19 protein-coding genes are annotated in these 23,479 nt (G+C 71.3%); 7 read left to right on the top strand and 12 right to left on the bottom strand.

From position 1 onward, the window contains the following. Positions 1–237: 237 nt before the first annotated feature. A complete protein-coding gene (locus tag PZB75_RS20155; protein ID WP_275536695.1) occupies positions 238–1,437 on the top strand; it encodes a C40 family peptidase in 1,200 nt (399 codons plus the stop codon). A gap of 57 nt (positions 1,438–1,494) precedes the next feature. On the opposite strand, the gene PZB75_RS20150 is transcribed toward PZB75_RS20155, so the two are convergent. Then, positions 1,495–1,848, bottom strand: a complete 354-nt coding sequence (locus PZB75_RS20150; protein ID WP_275536694.1) for a hypothetical protein — start codon at positions 1,846–1,848, stop codon at positions 1,495–1,497. Positions 1,849–2,202: 354 nt separating this feature from the next. On the opposite strand from PZB75_RS20150, the gene PZB75_RS20145 reads away from it, so the two are divergent. After that, complete coding sequence (locus PZB75_RS20145) at positions 2,203–3,252, top strand: NlpC/P60 family protein (RefSeq protein WP_275536693.1); 1,050 nt, start codon at positions 2,203–2,205, stop codon at positions 3,250–3,252. An 18-nt stretch (positions 3,253–3,270) separates the two neighbouring features. On the opposite strand, the gene PZB75_RS20140 is transcribed toward PZB75_RS20145, so the two are convergent. Next, on the bottom strand, positions 3,271–3,966 hold the full coding sequence (locus PZB75_RS20140; RefSeq protein ID WP_275536692.1) for a response regulator transcription factor: 696 nt from the start codon (positions 3,964–3,966) through the stop codon (positions 3,271–3,273). Further along, complete coding sequence (locus tag PZB75_RS20135; protein ID WP_275536691.1) at positions 3,963–5,249, bottom strand: ATP-binding protein; 1,287 nt, start codon at positions 5,247–5,249, stop codon at positions 3,963–3,965. The genes PZB75_RS20140 and PZB75_RS20135 overlap by 4 nt, the downstream gene beginning before the upstream one ends. Positions 5,250–5,652: 403 nt before the next feature. Between PZB75_RS20135 and PZB75_RS20130 the strand changes: the two genes are divergently transcribed. Continuing rightward, a complete protein-coding gene (locus PZB75_RS20130) occupies positions 5,653–6,993 on the top strand; it encodes a PspC domain-containing protein (protein ID WP_275536690.1) in 1,341 nt (446 codons plus the stop codon). Positions 6,994–7,149: 156 nt separating this feature from the next. Here PZB75_RS20130 and PZB75_RS20120 read toward each other — a convergent pair whose 3' ends face one another. The 4 genes from PZB75_RS20120 to guaA form a co-directional block, all read right to left on the bottom strand. After that, a complete protein-coding gene (locus PZB75_RS20120) occupies positions 7,150–7,668 on the bottom strand; it encodes a DoxX family protein (protein WP_275536688.1) in 519 nt (172 codons plus the stop codon). A gap of 375 nt (positions 7,669–8,043) precedes the next feature. Then, positions 8,044–9,309 carry a hypothetical protein gene (locus tag PZB75_RS20115; protein WP_275536687.1) on the bottom strand — a complete coding sequence of 422 codons (1,266 nt, stop codon included), beginning with the start codon at positions 9,307–9,309 and terminating at the stop codon, positions 8,044–8,046. A 355-nt stretch (positions 9,310–9,664) separates the two neighbouring features. Next, complete coding sequence (locus PZB75_RS20110; protein ID WP_275536686.1) at positions 9,665–10,270, bottom strand: Uma2 family endonuclease; 606 nt, start codon at positions 10,268–10,270, stop codon at positions 9,665–9,667. Between the two features lie 116 nt (positions 10,271–10,386). Next, the gene (guaA, locus tag PZB75_RS20105; RefSeq protein ID WP_275536685.1) at positions 10,387–11,982 is read right to left on the bottom strand and encodes a glutamine-hydrolyzing GMP synthase; all 1,596 of its coding nucleotides are present in this window, start codon (positions 11,980–11,982) and stop codon (positions 10,387–10,389) included. Between the two features lie 496 nt (positions 11,983–12,478). Between guaA and PZB75_RS20100 the strand changes: the two genes are divergently transcribed. From PZB75_RS20100 to PZB75_RS20085, 4 genes are all read left to right on the top strand, one after another. Further along, positions 12,479–12,802 (top strand): chorismate mutase, encoded by a 324-nt coding sequence (locus tag PZB75_RS20100; protein WP_275536684.1) that lies wholly within the window; start codon positions 12,479–12,481, stop codon positions 12,800–12,802. 1,109 nt (positions 12,803–13,911) lie between these two features. Beyond that, positions 13,912–14,337 carry a hypothetical protein gene (locus PZB75_RS20095; protein ID WP_275536683.1) on the top strand — a complete coding sequence of 142 codons (426 nt, stop codon included), beginning with the start codon at positions 13,912–13,914 and terminating at the stop codon, positions 14,335–14,337. Continuing rightward, complete coding sequence (locus PZB75_RS20090) at positions 14,334–15,605, top strand: hypothetical protein (RefSeq protein WP_275536682.1); 1,272 nt, start codon at positions 14,334–14,336, stop codon at positions 15,603–15,605. Before PZB75_RS20095 ends, PZB75_RS20090 begins: the two co-directional genes overlap by 4 nt. Before the next feature lie 104 nt (positions 15,606–15,709). Then, positions 15,710–15,970, top strand: a complete 261-nt coding sequence (locus tag PZB75_RS20085; RefSeq protein WP_275536681.1) for a DUF5133 domain-containing protein — start codon at positions 15,710–15,712, stop codon at positions 15,968–15,970. Between the two features lie 75 nt (positions 15,971–16,045). On the opposite strand, the gene PZB75_RS20080 is transcribed toward PZB75_RS20085, so the two are convergent. From PZB75_RS20080 to PZB75_RS20060, 5 genes are all read right to left on the bottom strand, one after another. Further along, the gene (locus tag PZB75_RS20080) at positions 16,046–17,020 is read right to left on the bottom strand and encodes a hypothetical protein (RefSeq protein WP_275536680.1); all 975 of its coding nucleotides are present in this window, start codon (positions 17,018–17,020) and stop codon (positions 16,046–16,048) included. A gap of 70 nt (positions 17,021–17,090) precedes the next feature. After that, the gene (locus tag PZB75_RS20075; RefSeq protein ID WP_275536679.1) at positions 17,091–17,699 is read right to left on the bottom strand and encodes a PadR family transcriptional regulator; all 609 of its coding nucleotides are present in this window, start codon (positions 17,697–17,699) and stop codon (positions 17,091–17,093) included. A gap of 26 nt (positions 17,700–17,725) precedes the next feature. Continuing rightward, positions 17,726–19,735, bottom strand: a complete 2,010-nt coding sequence (locus PZB75_RS20070; RefSeq protein ID WP_275536678.1) for a GMC family oxidoreductase — start codon at positions 19,733–19,735, stop codon at positions 17,726–17,728. A 201-nt stretch (positions 19,736–19,936) separates the two neighbouring features. Continuing rightward, the gene (locus PZB75_RS20065) at positions 19,937–21,553 is read right to left on the bottom strand and encodes a succinic semialdehyde dehydrogenase (RefSeq protein WP_275536677.1); all 1,617 of its coding nucleotides are present in this window, start codon (positions 21,551–21,553) and stop codon (positions 19,937–19,939) included. A gap of 178 nt (positions 21,554–21,731) precedes the next feature. Further along, entirely contained in the window at positions 21,732–23,423 is a 1,692-nt protein-coding gene (locus PZB75_RS20060) for a serine/threonine-protein kinase (RefSeq protein WP_275536676.1), read from the bottom strand. Between the last annotated feature and the right edge of the window lie 56 nt (positions 23,424–23,479).

Genomic DNA, 23,479 nt, shown 5'->3' with positions numbered 1-23,479 from the left:
GTTCTCGCTCCGGTGTCGCCGAGGTCACGAAAATGTATCGGGCATATCGAACTTCAATCTTCCCAGGACGTCACGGGTTGGTTAGCGTGCCCGTTCAAGCGGCCCGCGCCGTCGCTCGCCGCGGATGTTCCCGATCGCGCTCCGGCGGTTCCGCGGACGTTCCCGACCGGCTCCAGTCCCACGCCGGGTGGCTCGTCAGACAGCTCGACAGGCGGTTCACGGAAGGAGATGCCGGACATGGCATCACATCGAAAGCCGCGTACCCGTGTGCGCGATTCCACAACGGTCGCCGGTCTCACGACGGTCGCCCTCGCCTCCGTGACCCTGCTGTCCGCGCAGAGCGCCACCGCCGCGCCCGCCCCGCCGAAGCAGCGCATCGAGGACGTGCGGAAGCGGGTCGACGATCTCTACCGGCAGGCGGGCACCGCGACCCAGCGGTACGACCGGGCGAAGGAGGCGTCCACCGTCCAGCGCGGCAGGGTGGACGCCCTGCTGGAGGACGTGGCCAGGCGGACCGACAGACTGAACGACGCGCGAAGGACACTCGGGGCCTACGCGGCCGCCCAGTACCGCAACGGCTCGATCGGGCCCAACGCGACCTTTTTCCTGGCGAACGACCCGCAGTCGTACTTCGACCAGGACCAGTTGATGAGCCGGATGACCGGCGCCCAGCGGAAGGCCGTCACGGACTTCCGTACCGAGCGGACCCGGGCGGCCGAGAAGCGCGCCGAAGCCGTGCGAAACCTGGACACGCTCACGAAGTCCCAGGCCGAGCTGCGTACCAGCAAGCAGGACGTGCGGAAGAAGCTGACCGAGGCGCGGGCGACGCTGTCGAAGCTGACCGCTCAGGAGAAGGCACGGCTCGCGGAACTGGAGCGCGAGAAGCAGGCGGAGGCCGCGCGCAAGTCGCGGGAGCTGGCCCGCCGACAGGCCGCCGAGGCCAAGGCGGACGCGGCCGCGCGCGAGGCGGCGGGACAGCCGCGGACGGGCGACGGCGGTACCGGGTCCGGGACAGGTGGCAAGCCGGGCAGCGGTACGGGCGGGGGCGGTGGTACGGATACGGGCGGCTCGACCGGAAGCGGCCCGACCGCCAAGGCGCGGACGGTCCTGGACTTCGCACGGGCCCAGATCGGCAAGCCGTACGTCTGGGGCGCGACGGGCCCGTCCTCGTACGACTGCTCGGGGCTCACACAGGCCGCGTGGCGGGCCGCGGGCGTCAGCCTGCCCCGGACCACCTGGGATCAGGTGAAGGTGGGGACACGGGTGGCGACGTCCGATCTCCAGCCGGGTGACCTGGTGTTCTTCTACGACGACATCAGCCACGTCGGCATCTACAAGGGAGGCGGCGTGATGATCCACGCGCCGAAGCCGGGGGCGAACGTCCGCGAGGAATCCATCTACTACATGCCGATCTACGGCAGCGTGCGCCCCGCTTGAACCAGGGCGCGCGGGGGCCGTCGCGGCGCCCGGAGCGCGGGCGTCGCGGCGCCGTGCTCAGACCCAGAGCGTGGCGATGAAGATATTGGCGACCGTCAGCCCGCCGACCGCGCCGAAGACGCCCTTCCCGACCTTCTCGTCGTCCCGCTTGACGTAGACCAGCGCGAGGATCACGACCAGGATCAGCAGCTTGACCCCGATCTTGATGTTGTTCACGGCGTGATCGTCGGCCTGGTCCAGCCCGACCAGCGCGACACCGGTGACCAGCATGGTCAGCGCCCCGTGCAGCATCGCCGGGACGAAGCGCGCCGTGTCCGCCGCCATCGCCTTCATCTGGGTCAGGAAGCCGCCCAGCAGACAGGCGATGCCGATGATGTGCAGGGCGACGAAGACATGAATGAGTACGGACATGGCTCCGGAGCTTAGCCAAGGCCCCGATCGGCAACTCAGCCAGGTAAGGCTTACCTATCACTTCGCTCGCTTCTGTACCAATTGCCTGACTCTGACGCTCCTCTTCCGGTCATTCAGCGACACTTCACCTCTGGAATCGGGCAATTTCCGTCATTACGACTCTTTCCCATGTCCCGGGCTTAGCGTCCCTCCCAGGCGGCCGACTCCATCGCTGATTCCGCACCCGGGCGGCGGTCGGTCGCCCCCGCCGAGAGACCCGGTGTCCGGACGCTTCCCTGTGGCGTCCCGGCACCGGGTCCTCGCGGGCCCGCCGGTAGGCCCCGACGGGCAGTCGACAGGAAGGATGCCGCCCTCGTGGCAGCGCACCGGAAGCCCAAGCAGCGCCTCTTCACCGGCCCTGCTGCCCGCACCGCGGCCACTCTCGCGTTCGCGGGGGCGGCGACCGCCGCCGCTCTCCCCGGCACCGCGCAGGCGGAGCCGAAGCTCAGCCCCGCCCAGGTCAAGGCGGAGGTGGACCGGCTGTACCACGACGCGGAGGTCGCCACCGAGCAGTACAACGGCGCGAAGGAGAAGGCGACCGCCACCGCCAAGGCCGTCGACGCCCTGCGCGACGAGGCGGCCCGCAGGACGGAACGGCTCAACGCCTCGCGCGACGCGCTCGGTTCCATCGCCGCCGCCCAGTACCGCACGGGCGGCATCGACCCGTCCGTACAGCTCGCGCTCTCCTCGGACCCGGACCAGTACCTCGAACGCGCCTCCTACGTCGAACGGGCCGGCGCCCGCCGCGCCGGCACGGTCAGCGGCGTCCGACGCCAGATCGCGGAGGTCGACCGGCTGCGCGCCCAGGCGAAGGAAGAACTCGCCGCGCTCACCGACCGCCGGACCGACCTGGCGAAGCACCGGGCGACGGTCCGCACCAAGCTGGCAGAGGCGCAGCGGCTGCTCGCCACCCTGACCACCGCGCAGCGCGCCGCGTTCGACGGAGCCGACGACTCCCGGTACTCCGCCGCCCACGCCGCCAGGGACTTCCCGCGCGGGTCGATGGCGGCGCTCAACGGGCGGGCAGCGGCGGCCGTCTCGTTCGCCTACGGGGCACTCGGCAAGCCGTACGTCTGGGGTGCCACCGGTCCCTCCTCCTTCGACTGCTCCGGGCTCACCCAGGCGGCCTGGCGGGCGGCCGGGGTCTCCCTCCCCCGCACCACGTACACCCAGATCAACGCCGGGCAGCGCGTCCCCCGCTCCCAACTCGCTCCGGGCGACCTCGTCTTCTTCTACTCAGGCGTCAGCCATGTCGGCCTGTACATCGGTGGTGGCCGGATGATCCACGCCCCGCGCCCGGGAGCACCCGTGCGGGTGGCGTCGATCGACGAGATGCCCTTCGTGGGGGCGACCCGCGTGGCATGAGCCTCCCGGAGCGCCGGTTCAGACCAGCCGCCGGGCCGTGGCCCACCGCGTCAGCTCGTGGCGGTTGGAGAGCTGGAGCTTGCGCAGGACCGCCGAGACGTGGGACTCGACCGTCTTCACCGAGATGAAGAGCTGCTTGGCGATCTCCTTGTAGGCGTAGCCGCGGGCGATCAGCCGGAGCACTTCGCGCTCGCGCTGCGTCAGCCGGTCCAGATCCTCGTCGACCGGCGGCGCGTCCGTGGAGGCGAAGGCGTCCAGGACGAACCCGGCCAGCCGGGGCGAGAACACCGCGTCGCCGTCCTGGACCCGGAAGACGGAGTCGACGAGATCGGTGCCGGTGATCGTCTTGGTGACGTAACCACGCGCGCCGCCCCGGATGACTCCGATGACATCCTCCGCCGCGTCGGAGACGGACAGCGCCAGGAAGCGGACCGGGTTCTCCACCGCGCCCATCAGCGGGGCGCAGCGGCGCAGCACCTCGACGCCGCCGCCGCCGGGGAGGTGGACGTCGAGCAGGACGACCTCGGGGCGGGTCGCCGTGATGACGGTGACGGCCTGGTCGACGTCTGCGGCCTCGCCGACGACCTCGACGCCGGTCTCCTCGGTGCGGCCGATCTCGGCCTGCACCCCGGTGCGGAACATCCTGTGGTCGTCGACGAGCACGACCCGTACCCGGCGCTCCGGGCCCCCGGTCGCTTCGGTGTTGTCGGTCATTCGCTCGCCCTCTCCATCTCCAGTTCGACTTCCGTGCCCCCGCCGGGCACCGGACGCAGCCGTGCCGTGCCCCCGTTGCGCTGCATCCGGCCGATGATCGATTCTCGTACGCCCATTCTGTCGGCCGGTACGGAGTCCAGGTCGAATCCGGGCCCCCGGTCCCGTACGGAGACGAAGACCGTGCGGCCCTCGACCTCCGCGAAGACCTGTACGGCGCCGCCCTCGCCACCGTACTTGGCGGCGTTGACCATCGCCTCGCGCGCGGCTTGCATCTGGGCGCCGAGACGGTCGTCGAGGGGGCAGTCGCCGACCACGACGACTTCGAGCGGGACACCGTGCTTGTCCTCGACCTCGGCGGCGGCGCGCTTGACCGCTTCGGCGAGGGTCTCCGGTTCCTGATCCTCGTCCTTGCCGGTGCCCTCGGGGTTGTACAGCCAGTTCCGCAGCTCGCGTTCCTGGGCGCGGGCCAGTCGCCGCACCTCTCCCGGGTCCTCCGCGTTGCGCTGGATCAGGGTCAGGGTGTGCAGCACCGAGTCGTGGACATGGGCCGCGACTTCAGCGCGCTCCTGGGCCCGGATGCGCATCAGGCGTTCCTCGGAGAGGTCCTGCGTCATGCGTACGAGCCAGGGGCCGGCGAGCAGGGCGATGCCGGTGAGCACGGCTATCGCGGCCGTGAGGACGTTCCCCAGCTGGGCCGCGGAGCCCCGCACCACCATGAAGACGGCGAGTCCCAGGCCGACGAGGGCGACTCCGGCGAGCGCGCGGGCCAGCTGGAAGACGCGGCGACGGCGGCCGATCTCCATCCAGCGGGCACGGCGGGCGTTGTCGGCCTGCCGCCAGACCAGGACGGAACCCGCGCCGATCAGCAGGGTCGGCCAGATGTACCGGTCCGCCTTGCTGCCCATGTCGACGTTGTCGACGAAGATCAGGGCGCCGAACATCAGCGCGATCAGCGCGAAGACCTGTCCCTTGTCGGGCTTGCGGAGTCTGCGGCTGCCGTCCGCCGCGGTGTCGAAGACGGAGCGCGCGGTCTCGACCCCGCCGACACCGAGCGGGACGACGATCCAGAACACGGCGTAGAGCAGCGCGCCGAGGCCGTCCGCGAAGAACAGGCCGAGAAAGAGGAAGCGCACCCAGATGACCGGCAGCCCGAGATGGCCGGCGAGCCCACGCGCGACACCACCGAGCAGCCGGCCGTCGGCGCTGCGGTAGAGCCTCCGCGGCGGCGGCTCCGTCGGATCGGGGGTGAGGGAGCTGGCGGCTCGGGGCGTGGCGGCTGGCATGGACCGATCGTCACATGCTCGCGCGTACGCGGGCATCAGGGGCCGTCCCCCAGCGGACCCTGATACGGAGATGGGGGACGGCTGGGGTGTGCCCGATGTGGGATCGCGTACGGGGCGGGGCAGGGGAGGTCCGCGTGACCGAAGGTGGACAGCGGAGACGTGCGGGGCCGGGGCCGCTCCACGGCCGCTGCCATTGCCACTGCCACTGCCACTGCCACTGCCACTGCCACTGCCACTGCCACAAGAACGGTGGTGCGGAACGGTGCGGAACGGGTGCGGAAATCGGAATATCGGGTGCCTGATGCCGCTTACGGCGTTCTCAGGGGCCACCGGGACCGATATCAGGGACCTGCCAGGGTCGGCTCGGGTGCCGGGAGGCGGCGCGGACCGTCACCATGGACCCATGAACGCTCCCCAGGACGCCACCCACGGTGTCGCACCACCCCCCGACCGGAAACCGCAGCTGCACCGCAGTCCGCGGCAGAAAGTGGTGGCCGGGGTCTGCGGCGGGCTCGGCCGGTACTGCGACATCGACCCGGTGATCTTCCGGATCGTGCTGGGTGTGCTCGCGGTGACCGGAGGGACGGGCCTGATCTTCTACGGCTTCGCCTGGCTGCTGCTCCCCCTGGAGGGCGAGGAGGAGAACGAGGCCCGCAAGCTGCTGTCCGGGCGGGTCGAGGGCGCTTCACTGATCGCCGCGCTGTTCGCACTGGTCGGGTGCGGGCTGTTCCTGTCGATGCTCGGAAACGGCGGCATACTGGCGTTTTCCGCGATGCTGGTGCTCGCGGTCATCGGCCTCTCGGTGTGGACGCAGCACCGCAGGACGGTGACACCCGAGGACCCGGCCGACGCGGCGACCGCGCACACCGCCGCGGGCGCCGCCCATGCCGGGGGGCACGGGGCGGCGCCACCCGAGGTGAAGGCCCCGCCGACACCCGGTTCGCCTTCGTGGTGGCGGGACCCGATCGTCAAGGACGGCACGACCGGGCCGATGGACTTCGCATATCTGTGGGGCCCCACAGACGAGCCGGTAGCCAGTGGTGCGTCACGCCACGGGTGGGCGACGGCGGATGCCCCGTTCCGGGCTCCGAAACAGGCCCGGGGCACCCGGGGTCCGCGTTCCATCGGCGGTGTGGTCTTCCTGCTGGCGGTACTCGCGGGCGTGCTGGGCATCCGGTTGAGCTGGGACTCCCACCCGTTCGGGGCGAGCGTTCAGATCGGACTGACCGCCGCACTGGCGGTGTTCGGTCTCGGCATGCTGGTCAGCTCGGTGTTCGGGAGGACCGGTTTCGGGACACTCCTGCTCTCGGTGGTGACCGTGGGACTGCTGGCCGGGGCCTCTTCCATACCCGAGGACATCACCACCCACTGGGTGCGCGAGGAGTGGCGACCGGTGTCGGCCGCGACGGTCCAGCCACGGTACGCGCTGGGCTCGGGCGTCGGCCGACTGGACCTCGGCCGGGTCGCGGTCCCGGTCGGCCGGACACTGCGCACCGAGGTGCGGGTCGGCGGGGGCCGGGTCGTGGTCCTCATACCGGACTCCGTGACCGTGAAGGTACGGGCGAGGACGGGCGTCGGGGATATCCAGTTGCCGTCAGAGAAGAAGGGGGACGTGGACATCCGCTCAAGACAGAAGAGAGAGAAGACGATCCCACCGGCCGAGGGCACCAAGCCGACGGGCACGGTCGAGCTGGAACTGGAAGTGGGCATCGGACAGGTGGAGGTCTCCCGTGCCACGCCATGAGGTCAGGCCGGGCCGGGCCGTAGCCGGTGTGGTGATGCTCGCCCTCGCCGGCTGTTACGCCGCCGAGGCGGCCGGTGCCTGGAGTCTCACCTGGTACTTCTTCGTCCCGCTGCTCTGCGGCGGACTGAGCCTTGCCGCCACGGCGACCTGGCTGAGCTACGGATTGCGTCGCCGCAGCGAGGCGAGGAGGGCATCCGCGGAGAACACCGGGGCCCCGGCGAGCAGCAGCGGGAGCCAGGCCATGAGATAGACCAGGTCGTTGCCGTAGTAGTAGGGATCGGCCTGCCAGCTCACGGTCAGCCACAGGCTGAGCGAGATCAGAGCGCCGCCGAGCGCGGCGATCCGGGCCCACAGCCCGAGGAGGGTGGCGACGCCGACGAGGAGTTCCCCGATCGCCAGGGTGTAGCCGAAGCCGTCGGGGCTCTTGAGCCCGAGGTCCACCAGGCCCGGGATCGCGGCCGAGTCACGCACCGAGTGCATGAGCGCGCCGATCGAACCGGGTCCGCTCGTGGAGAGGAAGGCACTGTCCGTCAGTTTGTCGATTCCCGCGTAGAGGAAGGTGACGCCGAGGAAGACCCGCAGCGGCAGCAGCGCGTACTGCCGTGCCCGATCCTTCAGCGTCCGCCGTTCCTCCAGACCGTAGGGGTTTCCGTACATGTTGCCGTAGCCGTTCATGGTTGATCCGCCTTCCGTTGCCCGTCACCTGACCATACGTAGGGCGTGACGGCACACCGCACCCGGCGTACGGCCCGGGGTCCGGCGGTCCGGAGCCGTGGCCTGAGGCGGTCGGTGTAGCGGGCGCCAGGAGGTCGGCGACTACGGCGGCTGGCCACGGTAGGCAGCCCAAGGGCAGGCAGGCAGGCCGGGGGAAGGAAGGAAGGGCGGGCAGGCAGGCAGGCAGGGCAACGGTGGGTGGGTAGTTGGCGGCCGGGGATGTCGGCCGGGACCGAAGACCGGGGACCGGTTCGCGTGCGGCGGGGCCGCCTGTGGCGGTCAGTCAGTCGCGGCCTGTCCCGGCCGCGCCATGACCGGCCGGTGGCGGCCGGTCCGTCAGTCGGTGACGTCGATGGCCACGCGGTTGGTCTCCACCCCGGCCGCTGTAACCACCTGTACGTCGACGACCCCGGGTTCGACCTCGACCGGTACCGGGACGGTGAGCACCGTGTCCGTCGGGTTGGCGAAGCCGCCGGACAGCGGGACCAACGGGACATGGACATGGACGGTGCCGATCCGGACGACCATCCGGGCCAGCCGGTCCGGGGTGCCCGCACCGGGCGGGACGAAGCCCGCGCCACGGATCTCGATGTCGTCGCCGGTACGGATCGGAGCGTCCAGGTCACCGGCCTCACGGGCCCGGACGACCGACAGGACGACGGGGCGCCCGCCCTCGGCGTACTTCCCGGCGAAGTACGTCGCCGCCGAGACCGCCACCAGCAGCGCGAGGCCCCAGGGGAGGTCGGGCAGTTGCTCGGGGCGGCGGGCCAGCCGGACCGCCGCGAAGAGGACGGCGACCGAGCTGATCAGCACGTACTGCACATCGGCGAAGCTCCCGCGCCCGGAGTCGTCGGTGAGCAGATCGGCGGCGCGTGGCCGCTCGGCGCGGACCTTCTGCAGGCGCTGGGCCAGCACCCGTACCGCCACCACGTGGCGGACGACGACGGCGATGGCGCAGACCAGCGCGAGAACGGTGAGGACTCCCGCACCGCGCGCCAGGTCCAGACCCTCGATCAGCGCGTCGCGCCGCGCGTGGCCGGAGGCGCCCGCCAGTTGGAGCGCCAGGACGAGCACGGAGAAGGCCGCGAGCATGATCCATCCGGCGGCCACCGCGCGGGAGGTGGAGAGCCGGTTGTCCTCGCCGATCAGCGGGGCGAGGAGGCCGCCACGGGCGCGGTGGACGTAGGCCGCTCCGGTCAGCAACCCGGCGGTGACGAGTCCGGCGACCAACCCGGCCGTGCGGGCGTTGGACCAGCCCGCGCCGATCGCGGTGGCGGTCTCGGCGATGACCAGAACGGCGAGGCCACTCCAGAGAAGGAGCACGGTGCGCCGCCACACCTGGTGGAGCCAGGCGCCGCCGACCTCACGGCCCCGTTCGGCGACGGCACGCGCCGACTGGGTCAGCTCGTCCGACACCCACTGGCGTGAGGCGGAAGCAGACCGGGCGACCCCGCTCGGCAGGCCCTTTCCGGCGGCGAGTTCGTCACGCTTGGCCAGAAAGGCGGCCACCGCGCGACGGTGCCCCTCGCGTGCCCCGTGCGGGCAGTCGCCGCACGTGCAACCACCGCCGTGCGTGCTCTGTCCCGCCTCGTCCAACGCCACGGTCAACGCCGTCCTTTCGCGCCCCGATCCCGGCAACTCGCCGACGATCGCTGCGAATTGTGCCGCATGAAACGGGCGCGGACCGCATCGGGGCGACAACGACGCGATATACGACAAAATGTGCGACTGATCTACCGCCGGATGGTCAGGGAAGTGGTGCTTTGCACCATGGCATCCAGTCGCTCTCACCGTCGCCCGGGGCGCGGGGCCGGAGAGTCCGGAGTCGGGAGTTCCGGGTCTGGAGTTCGGGGTCTGGAGTTCGGGGGGCGGCCAGACGCTGCCCACACCGGACGCGGCCCCGGTCGCGATGGCCTGTGCCCTCCGTAGGCGCGGAGCCATCGCAACCGGTCGACGGTCAGCGCCGCCGGTTGACCGCGGTGAGGTCGACGTCGATCGTGAAGGGGACGTCCAGCTTCAGACGGTTGTGGTGAATACCGGTGGGCGTGTACGCCATCAGGGCCGGATCGAGCTCATACACGTACACGATGGGCAGTCCCTCGCCGTTCGCCTCCACGCGCCAGAAGTGCGGGACGCCGGCCGCGGCGTATTTGCGGGGCTTTACCTCGCGGTCGCGGACCACGGAATCGTCGGACACGACCTCCACGGCGAGAACGATGTCCTCGGGCTTGAACCAGGTCTGCCGGTGTCCCGTATTCGCATCCACGGAGAACACCAGCACGTCGGGCTCCGGCCGGTTCCGCTCATCCAGCTTGATCGCCATCTCCCGCAGGACGTCCAGATGATCCGGTGCCTGGTCCAGCAGAGCATTTTCGAACAAACGCATGGCGCGCCCGTGGAAGGCGGTCTGCGGACTCATGAAAACGAGACTCCCGTCAATCAGCTCGGTATGCGGCGGGAGGCCCGGGATTCGGTCGAGATCGTCCGCCGTCCAGCCGCCTTCGGGCGGGATGGGCCACCGGTACTTCTGCTCTCCGAGCTGGTACTCAGGTGCGGCACTCATGATTGCTCCCATGGGACGGAGTCTCGCCTGTACGGCCAGCGTACCCAGCGAATACGACGATGCCGCCGCCCAAACGAATGAGCGACGGCATCAGTGTTGACCGGTCCGGGGTGGGACTACTCCCACTCGATGGTGCCCGGCGGCTTGCTCGTCACGTCGAGGACCACCCGGTTGACGTCCGCGACCTCGTTCGTGATGCGGGTGGAGATCTTCGCCAGCGTCTCGTACGGCAGCCGCGACCAGTCCGCCGTCATGGCGTCCTCGGACGAGACCGGGCGGAGCACGATCGGGTGACCGTAAGTACGGCCGTCGCCCTGGACGCCGACCGAGCGTACGTCGGCGAGGAGGACCACCGGGCACTGCCAGATGTCGCGGTCGAGTCCGGCCGCCGTCAGCTCCTCGCGGGCGATGGAGTCGGCCTCGCGCAGCAGGTCGAGGCGGTCCTTGGTGACCTCGCCCACGATCCGGATACCGAGTCCGGGGCCGGGGAACGGCTGGCGCTGGACGATCTCCTCGGGCAGACCCAGCTCCTGGCCGACCATCCGGACCTCGTCCTTGAACAGCTGGCGCAGCGGCTCGACGAGCTTGAACTCGATGTCGTCGGGGAGACCGCCGACGTTGTGGTGCGACTTGATGTTGGCGGTGCCGGTGCCGCCGCCGGACTCGACGACGTCCGGGTAGAGCGTGCCCTGGACGAGGAACGCGACATCCTCGCCGGCCGCGCCCGCCTCGGCGACGAGTTCCGCCTGGGCCTGCTCGAAGACGCGGATGAACTCGCGACCGATGATCTTCCGCTTCTGCTCCGGGTCGGAGACTCCGGCCAGCGCGTTCAGGAAGCGCTCCTCGGCGTCGACGACCTTCAGCTGCACGCCCGTGGCGGCCACGAAGTCCTTCTCGACCTGCTCGGTCTCGCCCTTGCGCATCAGGCCGTGGTCGACGTACACACAGGTCAGCTGGGAGCCGATGGCCTTCTGTACGAGGGCGGCGGCCACCGCGGAGTCCACCCCGCCGGACAGCCCGCAGATGGCGCGCTTGGTGCCGACCTGCTCGCGGATGAGGGCGATCTGCTCCTCGACGACGTTCTGCGTGGTCCAGGTCGGCTCGATGCCCGCGCCGCGGTAGAGGAAGTGCTCCAGGACCTGCTGGCCGTGCGTGGAGTGCATGACCTCCGGGTGGTACTGGACGCCGTACAGCTTCTTCTCGTCGTTCTCGAACGCGGCGACCGACACGACGTCCGTGGACGCGGTGACGGTGAAGCCCTCGGGGGCGGCCGAGCAGGCGTCGCCGTGCGACATCCACACCGACTGCTCGGTGGGGGTGCCCTCGAAGAGGGTGGAGGCGGCCTTCGAGACGGTGAGTCCGGTACGGCCGTACTCACGGGCGCCGTTGTCGTCGACGGTGCCGCCGAGCGTGGTGGCCATCAGCTGAAAGCCGTAGCACATGCCGAAGACCGGTACGCCCGCCTCGAACAGCGCGCGGTCCAGGCTGGGCGCCCCCTCCGCGTACACCGAGGAAGGGCCGCCGGACAGGATGATCGCCCGGGGCTTCTTGGCCAGCATCTCGGCCACCGGCATCGTGGACGGGACGATCTCGCTGTAGACCCGGGCCTCACGGACGCGGCGGGCGATGAGCTGGGCGTACTGCGCGCCGAAGTCGACAACGAGGACCACGTCGGGTGTGGTGTCGGGGGCGGCGGGGGGTGCTGCTGGCACGAGGCGGCCTTCCGGCGGTGAGAGGGGGTCGGTCCGGTCAATTCTACCGGTGATGCGTATACACCCCTTGCCCGGCGGACATGGCCACCACGGCCCGGAGGATTCCGTTCCGGTGACGGTGGATTCCGTACCGGCGGCGGTGGGTTCCCTACCAGTGGCAGAAGCGATCCCGTACCGGTGACGAACGGTGGTTCCGTACCGGTGACGGACCGTGGTTCCGTACCGGCCGACCGCCCCGCACCGTGTCTCAGCATCCGGGCGTCGCGTTGGACCCCCGGGCGGGGTGGGGCCATACTGTGCCCCATGCGTCAGCACACGACCTTCGTCTTTACCTATGGCATCCGGCCCGCCGGCTGCCATGGTCGTGCTGCTTGAGCAACTGACAAGCAACGTTCCAGGCGCCCCGGGCCGACAGGCCCGGGGCGTTCTGGCGTTCCGGGCCCGAATGCTCCGGGGGCGGCAACCACGCCCCACCAGGACATCAGGAGTCACGGACATGACCAGCAACAGCACCGAGGCCGACCGGACCCACCGGACCGCGACCGCCGCCGAGCGGACCGGCGCACGCACCGAGGAGGCCGTCTCGCTGATCGGCGGCGCCCGCGAGCGCATCGACGCCCTCGACGACCGGATCATCGGCCTCGTGCAGGAACGGATGGCCGTCTCGGCGGTCATCCAGGAGGCCCGGATCACCTCCGGGGGCCGCCGGGTCAGCCTCTCGCGCGAGATGGACATCCTCGGCCGCTACCGCGACGCGCTCGGCAAGCCCGGCACGCCTCTCGCGATGACGCTGCTCGAACTCTGCCGCGGCCGCGCGTGACGGCCCGCACCCCGGCTCCGCCTGCGCACCGGCGTGCCCGGTGTACCGCCCCGCACGCCCGGCGCGTTCTTCGCGCCCCACCCCGCAACCGCGTTCGGGCCCGCTCTCACCCGTACGGTGCGTGACCGGCAACACGGCGGCTTCGTTGGTCCCGGTGTCCGTGCCAGCCAGGGGCGGCGTTGGAAGAACCACGCGTGGCTCCGCCGGAGCGTGTGGCGTACCGCGTGTACGTCGTGGGACCGCGTTCCGGCGCGCGTGACCGGTCGGCAGGGGACAGCAGCCCGGTCATCGAGAACGGTCGGCTTCGGGGACGCCCGGAGCCGACCGCATCGGACGGAATGGTTGCGCGGTCCGATGCCGGTACGGGGTGGACGGGGCGCGGAGTCGGGCGTACGAAGCGCGAAGCGCGAGACGTCCCCGCAACCGCTGCGTCCGGCGCACTGCCCGCGCCGCCGCGTCACCGCATCGGGCGGTTCCCCTCCCTCGCGGCCGACCGGTCTCCTGATGCGCACCCGCCCCCGCACCCCGGGGCACCGACCCGACAGCGATGACCGCTCTCCCGTAGCGCGCTCCAGCAGCGTCCGTCCCCGAGCCCCGGCACCCGCGTCGTTCGGGCGTGTTCGGAGGGGGCATGACAGGACGGATGGGGCATAGGGACTGCGAAGAGACCCCGGTCCCCGATCGAGGCTCCGGCGCTGACCGAATCACCACTCCACGCGTGACGCACATCACATAAAGATCTTGTGAATATGGAGACAACCATTGTCAGGGGTCACGGGTCACAGCTCATGCATACGGCACCCGCCGAGGCCCAACAGGCCCCGGAACGGCCGTGAAACGGCGTTGTGTCCCGCTCGGGCGTGACGTCGGCAGGAGCGTGAGGGGCTGCACTCGGAGGGGGGTGCAGCGCCTCTCTCTCGCCGACGCCGACCGGCCAGGCGGCCGGCCACCAGTCCGTCCCGGCACCCGCCATCCCCTCGTCTCCCCCGGTCCCCGATGGCGTGGCGTCCACCGTGAGAGGGATTCTCCCGGGATTGCCCCACACCCGCACCGGTAGCCGTCTACCGTGTCGTGCTCAGCGCGGAACGTAGTCATCCCGGGGGCTCTGCATGGACCCAGAACTGAGCATTCTGGCGGCGACAGCCGCGACGACCGTGGTCGAGGCACTGACGTCGGCGGCGTGGGAGCAGACGCAGGCGGCCATCGGGGCACTGTGGCACCGCGTGCACCCGGACAGGGCCCGGACGATCGAGGCGGAGCTGGCCGAGACCCGTACCGACGCGTTGGCCGCTCTGCTGGGCGGTGACGAGCGGGCACACGACGCCCTCGTCGGCGAATGGCAGGGACGACTGCGCCGGCTGCTGGCCGCCGATCCGGAACTCGCCGACGAACTCAGGCGTCTGGTCGACGCGTCACGGAACTCCCTGCCCCGGGAGACCGGTGCGGGGAGTCCTCGGATCGATCTGCGTGCCCGCGCATCCGGTCACGCACAGGTCAACCAGGCCGGCGGCAGCATCCACATCATCGGACGATGAACGAGGGCAACGGGTCGGACGCCCGATTCACGGCCCGCGCGCGGGAGCACGGCCGGATCAACCAGGCCGCCGGGGACCAGAACATCGTCTCCGGGGACCAGACCATCGTCTCCGGACACCAGCAGATCGTGGTCGGCGACCAGCACATCCACATCGGCCTCGCTCCCGCGCGCCGCTCACGCCGCCCGCGCCCGACACCTCCCCCACGTCCCGGGCACCCGGCCCGACCCGATCACCCCACCCGTCCCGAGCGCCTCTCACGCCTCGTGCGGCCCGGAGCCGTCACCGCCGTGCGGGTCGTGGTGTCCCTGATCCTCCTCCTGGTACCCGCGTCCGACCTGGCCGCTCCACAGCGACGGACCGGCTCCGTGGACGCGGCCATCCCGGTGCACCCCTCCGTACCGGCGCCCGGCGCGGACCGGACGTCCGTGATCGGTGATCCGCGCACCGCCGATCCGTGCGCGCTCACCGACGCCGGTGCGTTCAAGCGGTTCGGGCACACCGTGCTCGACCGCCACTACGGCAATTTCGACCGTTGCGACGTCATCGTGCAGCCCTCCGAGGGGCCGGACGTGGACATCGAGGTTCAGTTGCGCAAACCGGGCTCCTTCCCCGACGCTCCGCCCGGCCGCATCCGGCAGGCGGGAGCCGTACGCGTCATGGAGTCCCCCCTCCAGAACGGCGAGTGCGAACGCACCCTGCTGCTCCCCGACCTCCACGTCGTCTCCGTACGCGTCGGCCCCACCGACCACTCCGCGGACGGGCGCGCCGATCTCTGCGCCATGGCCGATCTGGCCACGAGGACGGCCCTCGGCGTGATCGGCGAGGGGGAACTCCGCCGCAGGACCGCTCCACCGGATTCGCTGATCGGTGTCAACGCCTGTCTTCTGCTGGACGCCTCATCGCTCAGCGCGCTGCCCGGACTGACCGCCGAGGACTACACGGCCGGATACGCGAACTGGCGGTGCGAGTGGAACAGCCCGGCGACCCGCTTCGCGGTGATCGTGGAGTTCGACCAGAGCCGGCCCCTGGCCGCGCCCTGGGACGGCCGCCCGGTACAGCTCGGCGGCAGCTCCGCTTTCGTGATGCCCGCCGAGGACGACGACGGCTGTCTGGCGCAGGTGGTGCACCGCAACCTCACCGACGAGCAGGGCGGACAGGTTCAGGAGATCCTGCGCCTTGAGGTCCACGGCCCTCGGCGAACCGCCGAACTGTGCGGCCAGGCGAAGGACTTGGCCACGAGGGCGGCCGCCGAGCTGCGTGGCTGACGAACGACCGGCGACCCGCGCATCACACCGTGTGATGTAACGCATGGGAATACTCGACGGAACTGGGGACAGATGACCTTCAGGTCACGAGAAGGGCTGATGCCATGCTGGTTCCCCACCCCCAGGTGCTTCGCACACTCCTCGCCCAGTACGCCACCGCGCGTATCGCAGTGGCGGAGAACGACACACCCGGCTCCCGGCAAACGCTGGAGAGCGTGGTCTACACCCTGTGCGTCGCCACGGGTACCCGGACCATCCGTGACGCGCTCACGGCCGCCGACGCCCTGCTGGAGAACGCCGCGGCAGCGCGCGCGAAGGCGAGTTCCGCGCCCGACACCCTCACTCGCGTCACCCTCACCGCCTGATCCGCGCTGTGCGCCCCCACCGGCCCGGCAGGACGAACGTCCGCCGGGCCGACAGGCGTGTCAGGGGTACGGCGGTCAGTCGCCGAACTCCTCGACGAGCGCCCTCAGGGTGTCGAACGCCGGCTTGGGCGTGTAGTCGTCGGTCGTGAGCCCGAACCGGTGGAACAGCCCCGGGTTCGAGCTGTCGGCGTCACGCAGCGCGAAGTGGGTGTACCCGGTGAGGCCCAGCTCCCGCGCGTGAGCGGCGATGACGCGCACCACGGTGTCGACCACCTCGGCCTGGCGGCTCGGGGCCCTGGCGGTCCCGGTGGGCCAGCCGTGTTCGGTGATGTGCAGCGGAAGCCGGCCGAGCCCGGCCGGTGTCAGGACCGAATCCCGGTGGTGGCGCAGCAGCCCTTCGACGGCGGACGCGAGGTCGGACGCCGGGACGGGCCGGAAGACATCGGGGAAGAAGTCCAGTCCCACGTAGTCGAGCGCGTCGACGAATTCCGTGCCTCCACGCCCGGTGAGTCCGGTGACGAAGGAGGCCGCGGGTCCGAAGAGCGGGGTGGTGTTGAAGCCGACCCGCAGATGGGTGTGGCCGAGTTCGCGCGCCCGCGCCTTGGCGGCGGGCACCCCGCGCACGATCGCGTCGGCCACCCCGGGGTAGTGGCCGTCCAGAGTGGGGTTCGTCGTGACGTTCGGCTCCTCCGTCACCTGGAGGGTGCTCGCCACCGCCCCGTACTGCTCGACGAGTTCACGCAGGAAGACGCTGTACCCGTCGATGTCTCCCGCCGTGGAGCGGTACTGCGCCACCAGGTCCAGTCCGCAGCCCCGGACGGCGTACCGGGCCGCGGTGGCCGGCGTCGCCGTTCCATGGGGCGCGCCGAGCCGGGTGGTGTCGTCGAAGGAGGTGTAGGCGCGCACCAGGAACGGGCGTCCCGGCCGGCCCTGGAGCCGGTCGAGCGCGGTCGCGATACGCGCCGGGTCGTCGGGCGAGCCACTGGCCAGGCCGCCGGTGACCGAGCCCGGATAGATCCCGAAGAGCAGTCCGCCGGGGGCTGTCGACATGGGTGCGTCGGTCCTCTCGGTCCGGTGGTACGGATGCGTGACGGTGCCACGGGGTGGTGGTACGGGGCTGTCAGGGCCCCACGGGCGCCGGGGACGCGGACGGGGCGTCGCCGGTCGGCCAGGTCAGCGAGCCGCCGCGGATGTCGTCGATGACCGAGTCGATCCACGCCAGTTCGCGGTGGGCGAGGGACAGGGCGTACTCGGCCTCGATGACGTGCAGCCGCGGCACACCGCCCGCCAGCGCCTCCGCGAGACGCCCCTCGTCGGCCTCCGTGCGCTGCCGCAGGCGACGGCCGCGCTCCGCCAGGGCGTCCACAGCGCCGTCCGGTCCGAGTGCGCCGAGATGGCTGACCGCCCCCAGGAACCGCGACAGCTCCCGCTCCGGGACGCGGATCTGGGAGTCCAGCCGGCGTACGAGTTCGTCCCGGCCCGCCTGGGTGAGGGCGTACACGGTCCGCTCGGGACGGTTCCCCGAACGCTGCCGGCCCTGCGCGGCGACCCAGCCCGCCTCGGCCGACGCGGCGACGACGTTGTAGAGCGTGCCGCGGTTCAACGCGGCCGCGTGGTTGTCGCTGCGGTCGCGCAGCTCGGCAAGCATCTGGTACGGGTGCGAGGGCTGTTCCAGCAACAGTCCCAGCACCGCCAGCACGATCGGATTGTCCAGCACTCGACGCGGCATGGTCGAACTCTAACAGTCCATATGGACTAAGTGAGTCGTTCGGCCCTGTCCGGCTCGGTCCCCTCGGACCCCTCGGTCTGCTTCGCCGTACCTGTTTCCGTCCTCGGCGGGACCGCGGGCATCCCCAGGAACGGCAGCCTCAGCGCTCCGAACGCCTCCTTCGGTACCGCCGGTGACCGTGGCTCGACCGCCGCCGACCGCTCGTACGCCTCGCCCTGCTCCGGGCGCTGGTCCGTCTCCCCCTTGTTGGGCCAGAACGACATCGCGCGCTCCGCCTGCGCGGTGATGGTCAGCGACGGGTTGACACCGAGGTTCGCGGAGACCGCCGAACCGTCGACGACCGAGATGCCCGGGTGCCCGTACAGCCGGTGGTACGGATCGATGACACCGTCCGCCGCCGTCGCGCCGATCGGGCAGCCGCCGAGGAAGTGCGCGGTGAGCGGGGTGCCCATCAGCTCCCCGACGTTCGAGCCCGCGAAGCCGTTGATCTCCTCGGCGAGGAGGGTCGCGCTCCGGGTGGCCGCCGCGATCTGGGTGGGGTTGGGCGCCCCGTGTCCCTGGCGGGCGGTGAGCAGCCCCTTCCCCACGCCGCCCGGTTTGCGGTACGTGGTGAGGGAGTTGTCCAGCGACTGCATGACGAGGCCGATGATGGTCCGTTCCGACCAGTGGCGGTTGGAGAGCGAGCGCGCCGCGAGCGCCGGGTGTCTGACCACGTTGCCGAGCCATCCCAGCACCCTGCGTCCGCCGTACGGGACCTGGAGGATGGACAGCGCGCCCATCGCGTTGGAGCCCCTGCCGTAGCGGACGGGCTCGATGTGGGTGTCGGCGTCCGGGTGGACGGAGGAGGTGATGGCGACGCCCCTGGTGAAGTCGGCCCGCGCCACGCCGTGCCTCTCGCGGTAGCGGCGGTCGCTGGTCTGGGAGCCGACCAGGGCCTCGGAGTTGGTACGGGTCAGTTCGCCGAGCCTCGCCGACAGCCGGGGCAGCAGCCCCTTGTCCTTCATGGTGTGCAGCAGGGTCTGCGTCCCGTACGTCCCCGCCGCCAGGACCACCTTCCGGGCGCGCAGCCGGGTGACGGCGGCCTTCCGGCGCCGGTCCGTGGGCACGGTCAGCACACGGTGGCCGCCCGCCGGGTCCTCCGTGACCGCCACGACCGTGGTCATCGGCCGGATGACGGCCCCGGCCCGCTCCGCGAGGTGGAGGTAGTTCTCGTTGAGCGTGTTCTTCGCGCCGTGACGGCAGCCCGTCATGCACTCGCCGCACTCGGTGCAGGCCCTGCGGGAGGGGCCCGCACCGCCGAAGTACGGGTCGGCGACCGTGCCGCCCGGCTCCGCCCTCGCCGTACCGTCGGCGTCCTCACCGTCCCCGAAGAAGACGCCGACCGGCGCCGGATGGAAGGTGTCCCCGACCCCCATGACCTGGGCGGCCGCCTTGAGGTGGATGTCCGAGGGGGTCATCGTCGGATTGAGCCGGACCCCCAGCATCCGCCTGGCCTGGTCGTAGTAGGGGGCCAGCTCCTCCTGCCAGTCGGTGATGCCCGACCACTGCCGGTCCTGGAAGAACGCGGCGGGCGGGACGTACAGGGTGTTGGCGTAGTTGAGCGAACCCCCGCCGACACCCGCGCCCGCCAGCACCATCACCTTGCCGAGCAGATGCACGCGCTGGATGCCGAAGAGGCCGAGCGCCGGGGCCCAGAGGTAGTTCCTGAGGTCCCAGGAGTTCTTCGGCAACGTGCCGGGGGTGAAGCGGCGGCCCGCCTCCAGGACTCCGACGCGGTACCCCTTCTCGGACAGCCGCAGCGCCGACACCGCACCGCCGAAGCCCGAACCGACGACGATGACGTCGTAGTCGTACGCACTGTCGTCACCCTCGATCCTGCCCTCGCCCTCACCCTCGCTGTCGCAGTCGACGCCGGTCGCGCGCGGGTGCTCGGTCGTGGACGCGGGCCCTTCCGCGGTGCCGGGTCCGGTCGCGCCGACGAGATCGGGGCGTCCGGGTGCCGCGTCCTGGTTCCGCTCGGGGCTGTCCTTGGACATGGCTGGCTCTCCTCGGTGCGGTACGAAAAAAGCGGTACATGCGGTGGGGGTACGGGCGGTGGCGGTACGGGCGGCACCGATGCAGGCGGTACGGGCGCGCTCGGGCGCCGCGACCGGGTCGCGAGATCCGGGCAGAGCCGACCTGGCCCGCCCACGCGGGCCCCAGGCGTCACGGGCGCCCGGGTCCGCGCGGGCGTTCGGTCAGCGCAGGCGGAGCACCTTCATCGCCTTCAGGCTGCGGCTCATGAGCGCCGCGTACTTCTCGTCGTCCATTCCGAACGCCGGCGCGAGCGGCATCAGCCGCTGCTGGGCGACGGTCTGGGCCTCGGTGTACTTGAGGATGCCCTCGGAGCCGTGCCGTCGGCCGAGGCCCGAGTCCTTCATACCGCCCATCGGGGACCGCACACTGCCGTACGCCGAGGCGAATCCCTCGTTGATGTTGACCGTGCCGGTCCGCAGCCGGGCGGCGACCCGGTGGCCGCGCCGGCCGTCCCGGGTCCAGACGCTCGCGTTGAGACCGTACGGTGTGGCGTTGGCGAGGGCGACGGCCTCGTCCTCGTCGGTGAAGCGGTAGACGGAGACGACCGGGCCGAACGTCTCCTCCGAGCACACCGCCATCGGTGCCTCGACCCCGTCGAGGATCGTCGGCTCGTAGAACAGCGGGCCGATGTCGGGCCGGGCGACACCGCCCGCGACGAGGGTGGCCCCCTTCTCGACGGCCTCCTCGACATGCCGTACGACGGTCTCCAGCTGGCGTTCACCGGCCAGCGATCCCATGTCGGCGCCGTACGCGAGCGCGCCCCCGAGCCGCATGGCCTTCGTACGGGCGGCGAACCGGGCCAGGAAGTCGTCGGCGACCGACGCGTGGACGTACAACCGCTCGACGGAGATGCAGAGCTGCCCCGCCGAGGAGAAGCAGGCCCGGACCGCGCCCGCGGCGGCCTTCTCCACGTCGGCGTCGGCCAGCACCAGCATGGCGTTCTTGCCGCCCAGTTCCAGCGAGACCCCGACCAGCCGGTCGGCCGCGCCCCGCGCGACCTCACGGCCGGTCCGGGTGGAGCCGGTGAACGAGACGTAGTCGGCGTGCCTGACGACCTCCGGACCGACGACCGGTCCCTCACCGAGCACGACCTGGAACACCTCCGCGGGCAGCCCCGCCTCGATCAGCAGGTCACGGGCCCACAGCGCGGTCAGCGCGGTCTCCGTGTCGGGCTTCATCACCACGGCGTTCCCGGCGACGAACGCGGGCAGCGCGTCCCCGACGGACAGCTCGAACGGGTAGTTCCACGGTGCGATCTGTCCGACCACCCCGCGCGGCTGGCGCAGCTCGGTGACCTTGGTGAGGACCGGCACCACTCCGGTGTGCCGCCTCGGCCGCAGATACGCGGGGGCCTTGAGGCCGTAGTGGCGGGCCGCGACGGTGACGGCCTGCACCTCCTCGTGGGCGTGCAGTCTGGCCTTGCCGGTCTCCAGCTGGATGAGGTCGAGGACTTCGGACTGGCGGTCCAGGACAAGGTCGTGGAAGCGGCGCAGCACGGCGGCCCTGGCCCGGACCGGGGTCGCCGCCCAGGCCGGCTGGGCGGCTCGGGCGCGCTCGAAGGCGGTCGCGACGTCCTCGGGGGTGGACTCGGGCAGCTCGGCCAGCTCGGCCCCGGTGAGGGGGGTGTGGCTGGTGGTGCGGCCGGTACCGACGACCCCTCGGGTCAGCCGCGCGATCAGCTCGGGTGTGACCACATCGGCGGCGGTGCGCGCGCCCACGGGCGACGCGGCCACCGGGTTGGTGCGGGAGAGGGTGGTGGGTGCCTGCGAGTCCGTCATGAGGCCGAGGGTATGTCCACCCGCACGCTTTGGGTACCCGTCGGTAACAGCTTTTCGCCACACCCGCGAACCAGCCAGCGATCACTGGCAGCGAAGCCCCTGATCAGGGCCCTTCCATCCGCGTCAGGGACCTTGCGACCGCGTCACGGACCGGTGGCGCCCCGGCGCCCGGTCCGGCTCAGCGTGAGTCGTCCGGGGCGCGCCAGCCCCTCAGCATGGTGTCGAACTGCTCCCTGGTGGTCTCCCAGTCCGACTCCGGCCCCGTCATGTACAGGGCGTACTCGGGACCGCCGTCGTCGGCGTAGTACATCTGGTCGATCGCGTGGCGGGGGCCGGAGTGGTCCTTCGACTCGGTCCAGGTGAACTCCCAGAGGGAGGCGGGCCGGTCACGGTAGATGTTGGCGTGCAGAGCGGCGCGCCGGTACTCCGGCAGCCGTGCCAGCAGGGACTTCTCCAGGTTGAGCATGTGCATGTACGGGTTCTCGAAGTCGGGCGACGGATCGACGCTTATCCGTATGTAGTGCTCGCCGTCGTCCGGGGTGTAGTCGATCTGGTTGCCGTCCGTCCGGCGCTTCCAGCCCTCGGGGACGAGCAGGCTGAAGCCCTCCGGGTCGTCCACCCGCTGCCAGCCCGCGGGGACGTCCCCACCGGACGGGGCGACCGGCGGGGACTCGGACGCGGCCTCGGACGCGGGGGCGGAGACGGGCGGCGTGGACGGGGAAGGGGTACGCGGTCCGGTCGTCCCCGTCGTCCGGGTACCGGGCCCGGAGTCGGAGCCGAACTTCATCGCGGCCAGTCCGGCGCCACCGCCGACCACGGCGGCGAGCACGACGACCAGGACCGCCGTCCGCCACCGGCCACGACGCGGTGCGGGGTGCGATGCGGGCTGCGCGCCGAAGGCCGTGGGATCGGCCGGATACGGCAGCTGGGTCGTGCCGCCCCCCTGCGCGGAGACCGGGCCGCTGTCCTGTCCGTGCGCCGGGAGGCCGCCGGTCACACGCTGCGTCGGTACGAACGCCTGCGCCGCCATCGGCTCGCGTCCCTCCAGCACTTCCCGCAGCATCTGCTCGGTCTCGGACGCCGACGGCCGGTCCGCGGGCTCCTTGCGGAGCAGTGCGGTGATCACGGGCGCGAGCGGCCCCGCCCGGGTGGGCGTCGGCGGGGCCTCACTGACGACGGCCTGCATGGTGGAGATCGGTGACGTACGACGGAACGGCGAGCGTCCCTCGACGGCCGTGTAGAGAGTGGCGCCGAGCGACCAGAGGTCGGACGCGGGGCCCGGGTCGCCGCCCCGTACCCGCTCGGGCGCCAGGTAGTCGATGCTTCCGACGAGTTCACCGGTCCTGGTGATCGTCGAGTCACCCTCGATCGCGGCGATCCCGAAGTCGGTGAGCAGCACCCGCCCGTCCCGGGCGAGGAGCACGTTGCCCGGCTTCACGTCCCGGTGCAGCACTCCGGCGCTGTGCGCGGCGCGCAGGGCGGAGAGGACCTGGATGCCGATCCTGGCCGCCTCGCGTGGCTCGATCTCGCCGTTCTCCTTGGCGGAGTCGGCGAGTGACGGTCCGTCGACGTACTGCATGACGATCCACGGACGGTTGTCGTACTCGATGACGTCGTGGACGGTGACCACGCCGGGGTGGGTGATCCGGGCCGCCGCGCGCGCCTCCTTCTGGGTGCGGGCGTGCAGCACCAGCCGATCGGCCTCGGCGACGTACAGACCGGCGGTCAGTTCCTTGACGGCGACGGTCCGGTGCAGCACTTCGTCATGGGCGCGCCACACCTTGCCCATGCCGCCGCGGCCGAGGACTTCACCGAGCCGATACCTTCCGGCCAGTACCAGTCCCGCATCCGTGCCATGTGAATGTTCCACTTGCCCCCGCCCCGTTCCTTCGGATGACGAGTTACGGAGCCCGTGTGGGGCAGGGA

It is taken from the genome of Streptomyces sp. AM 4-1-1 (assembly GCF_029167625.1).
GTDB lineage: Bacteria > Actinomycetota > Actinomycetes > Streptomycetales > Streptomycetaceae > Streptomyces.
This window is presented reverse-complemented; position numbering and strand designations above follow the sequence as displayed.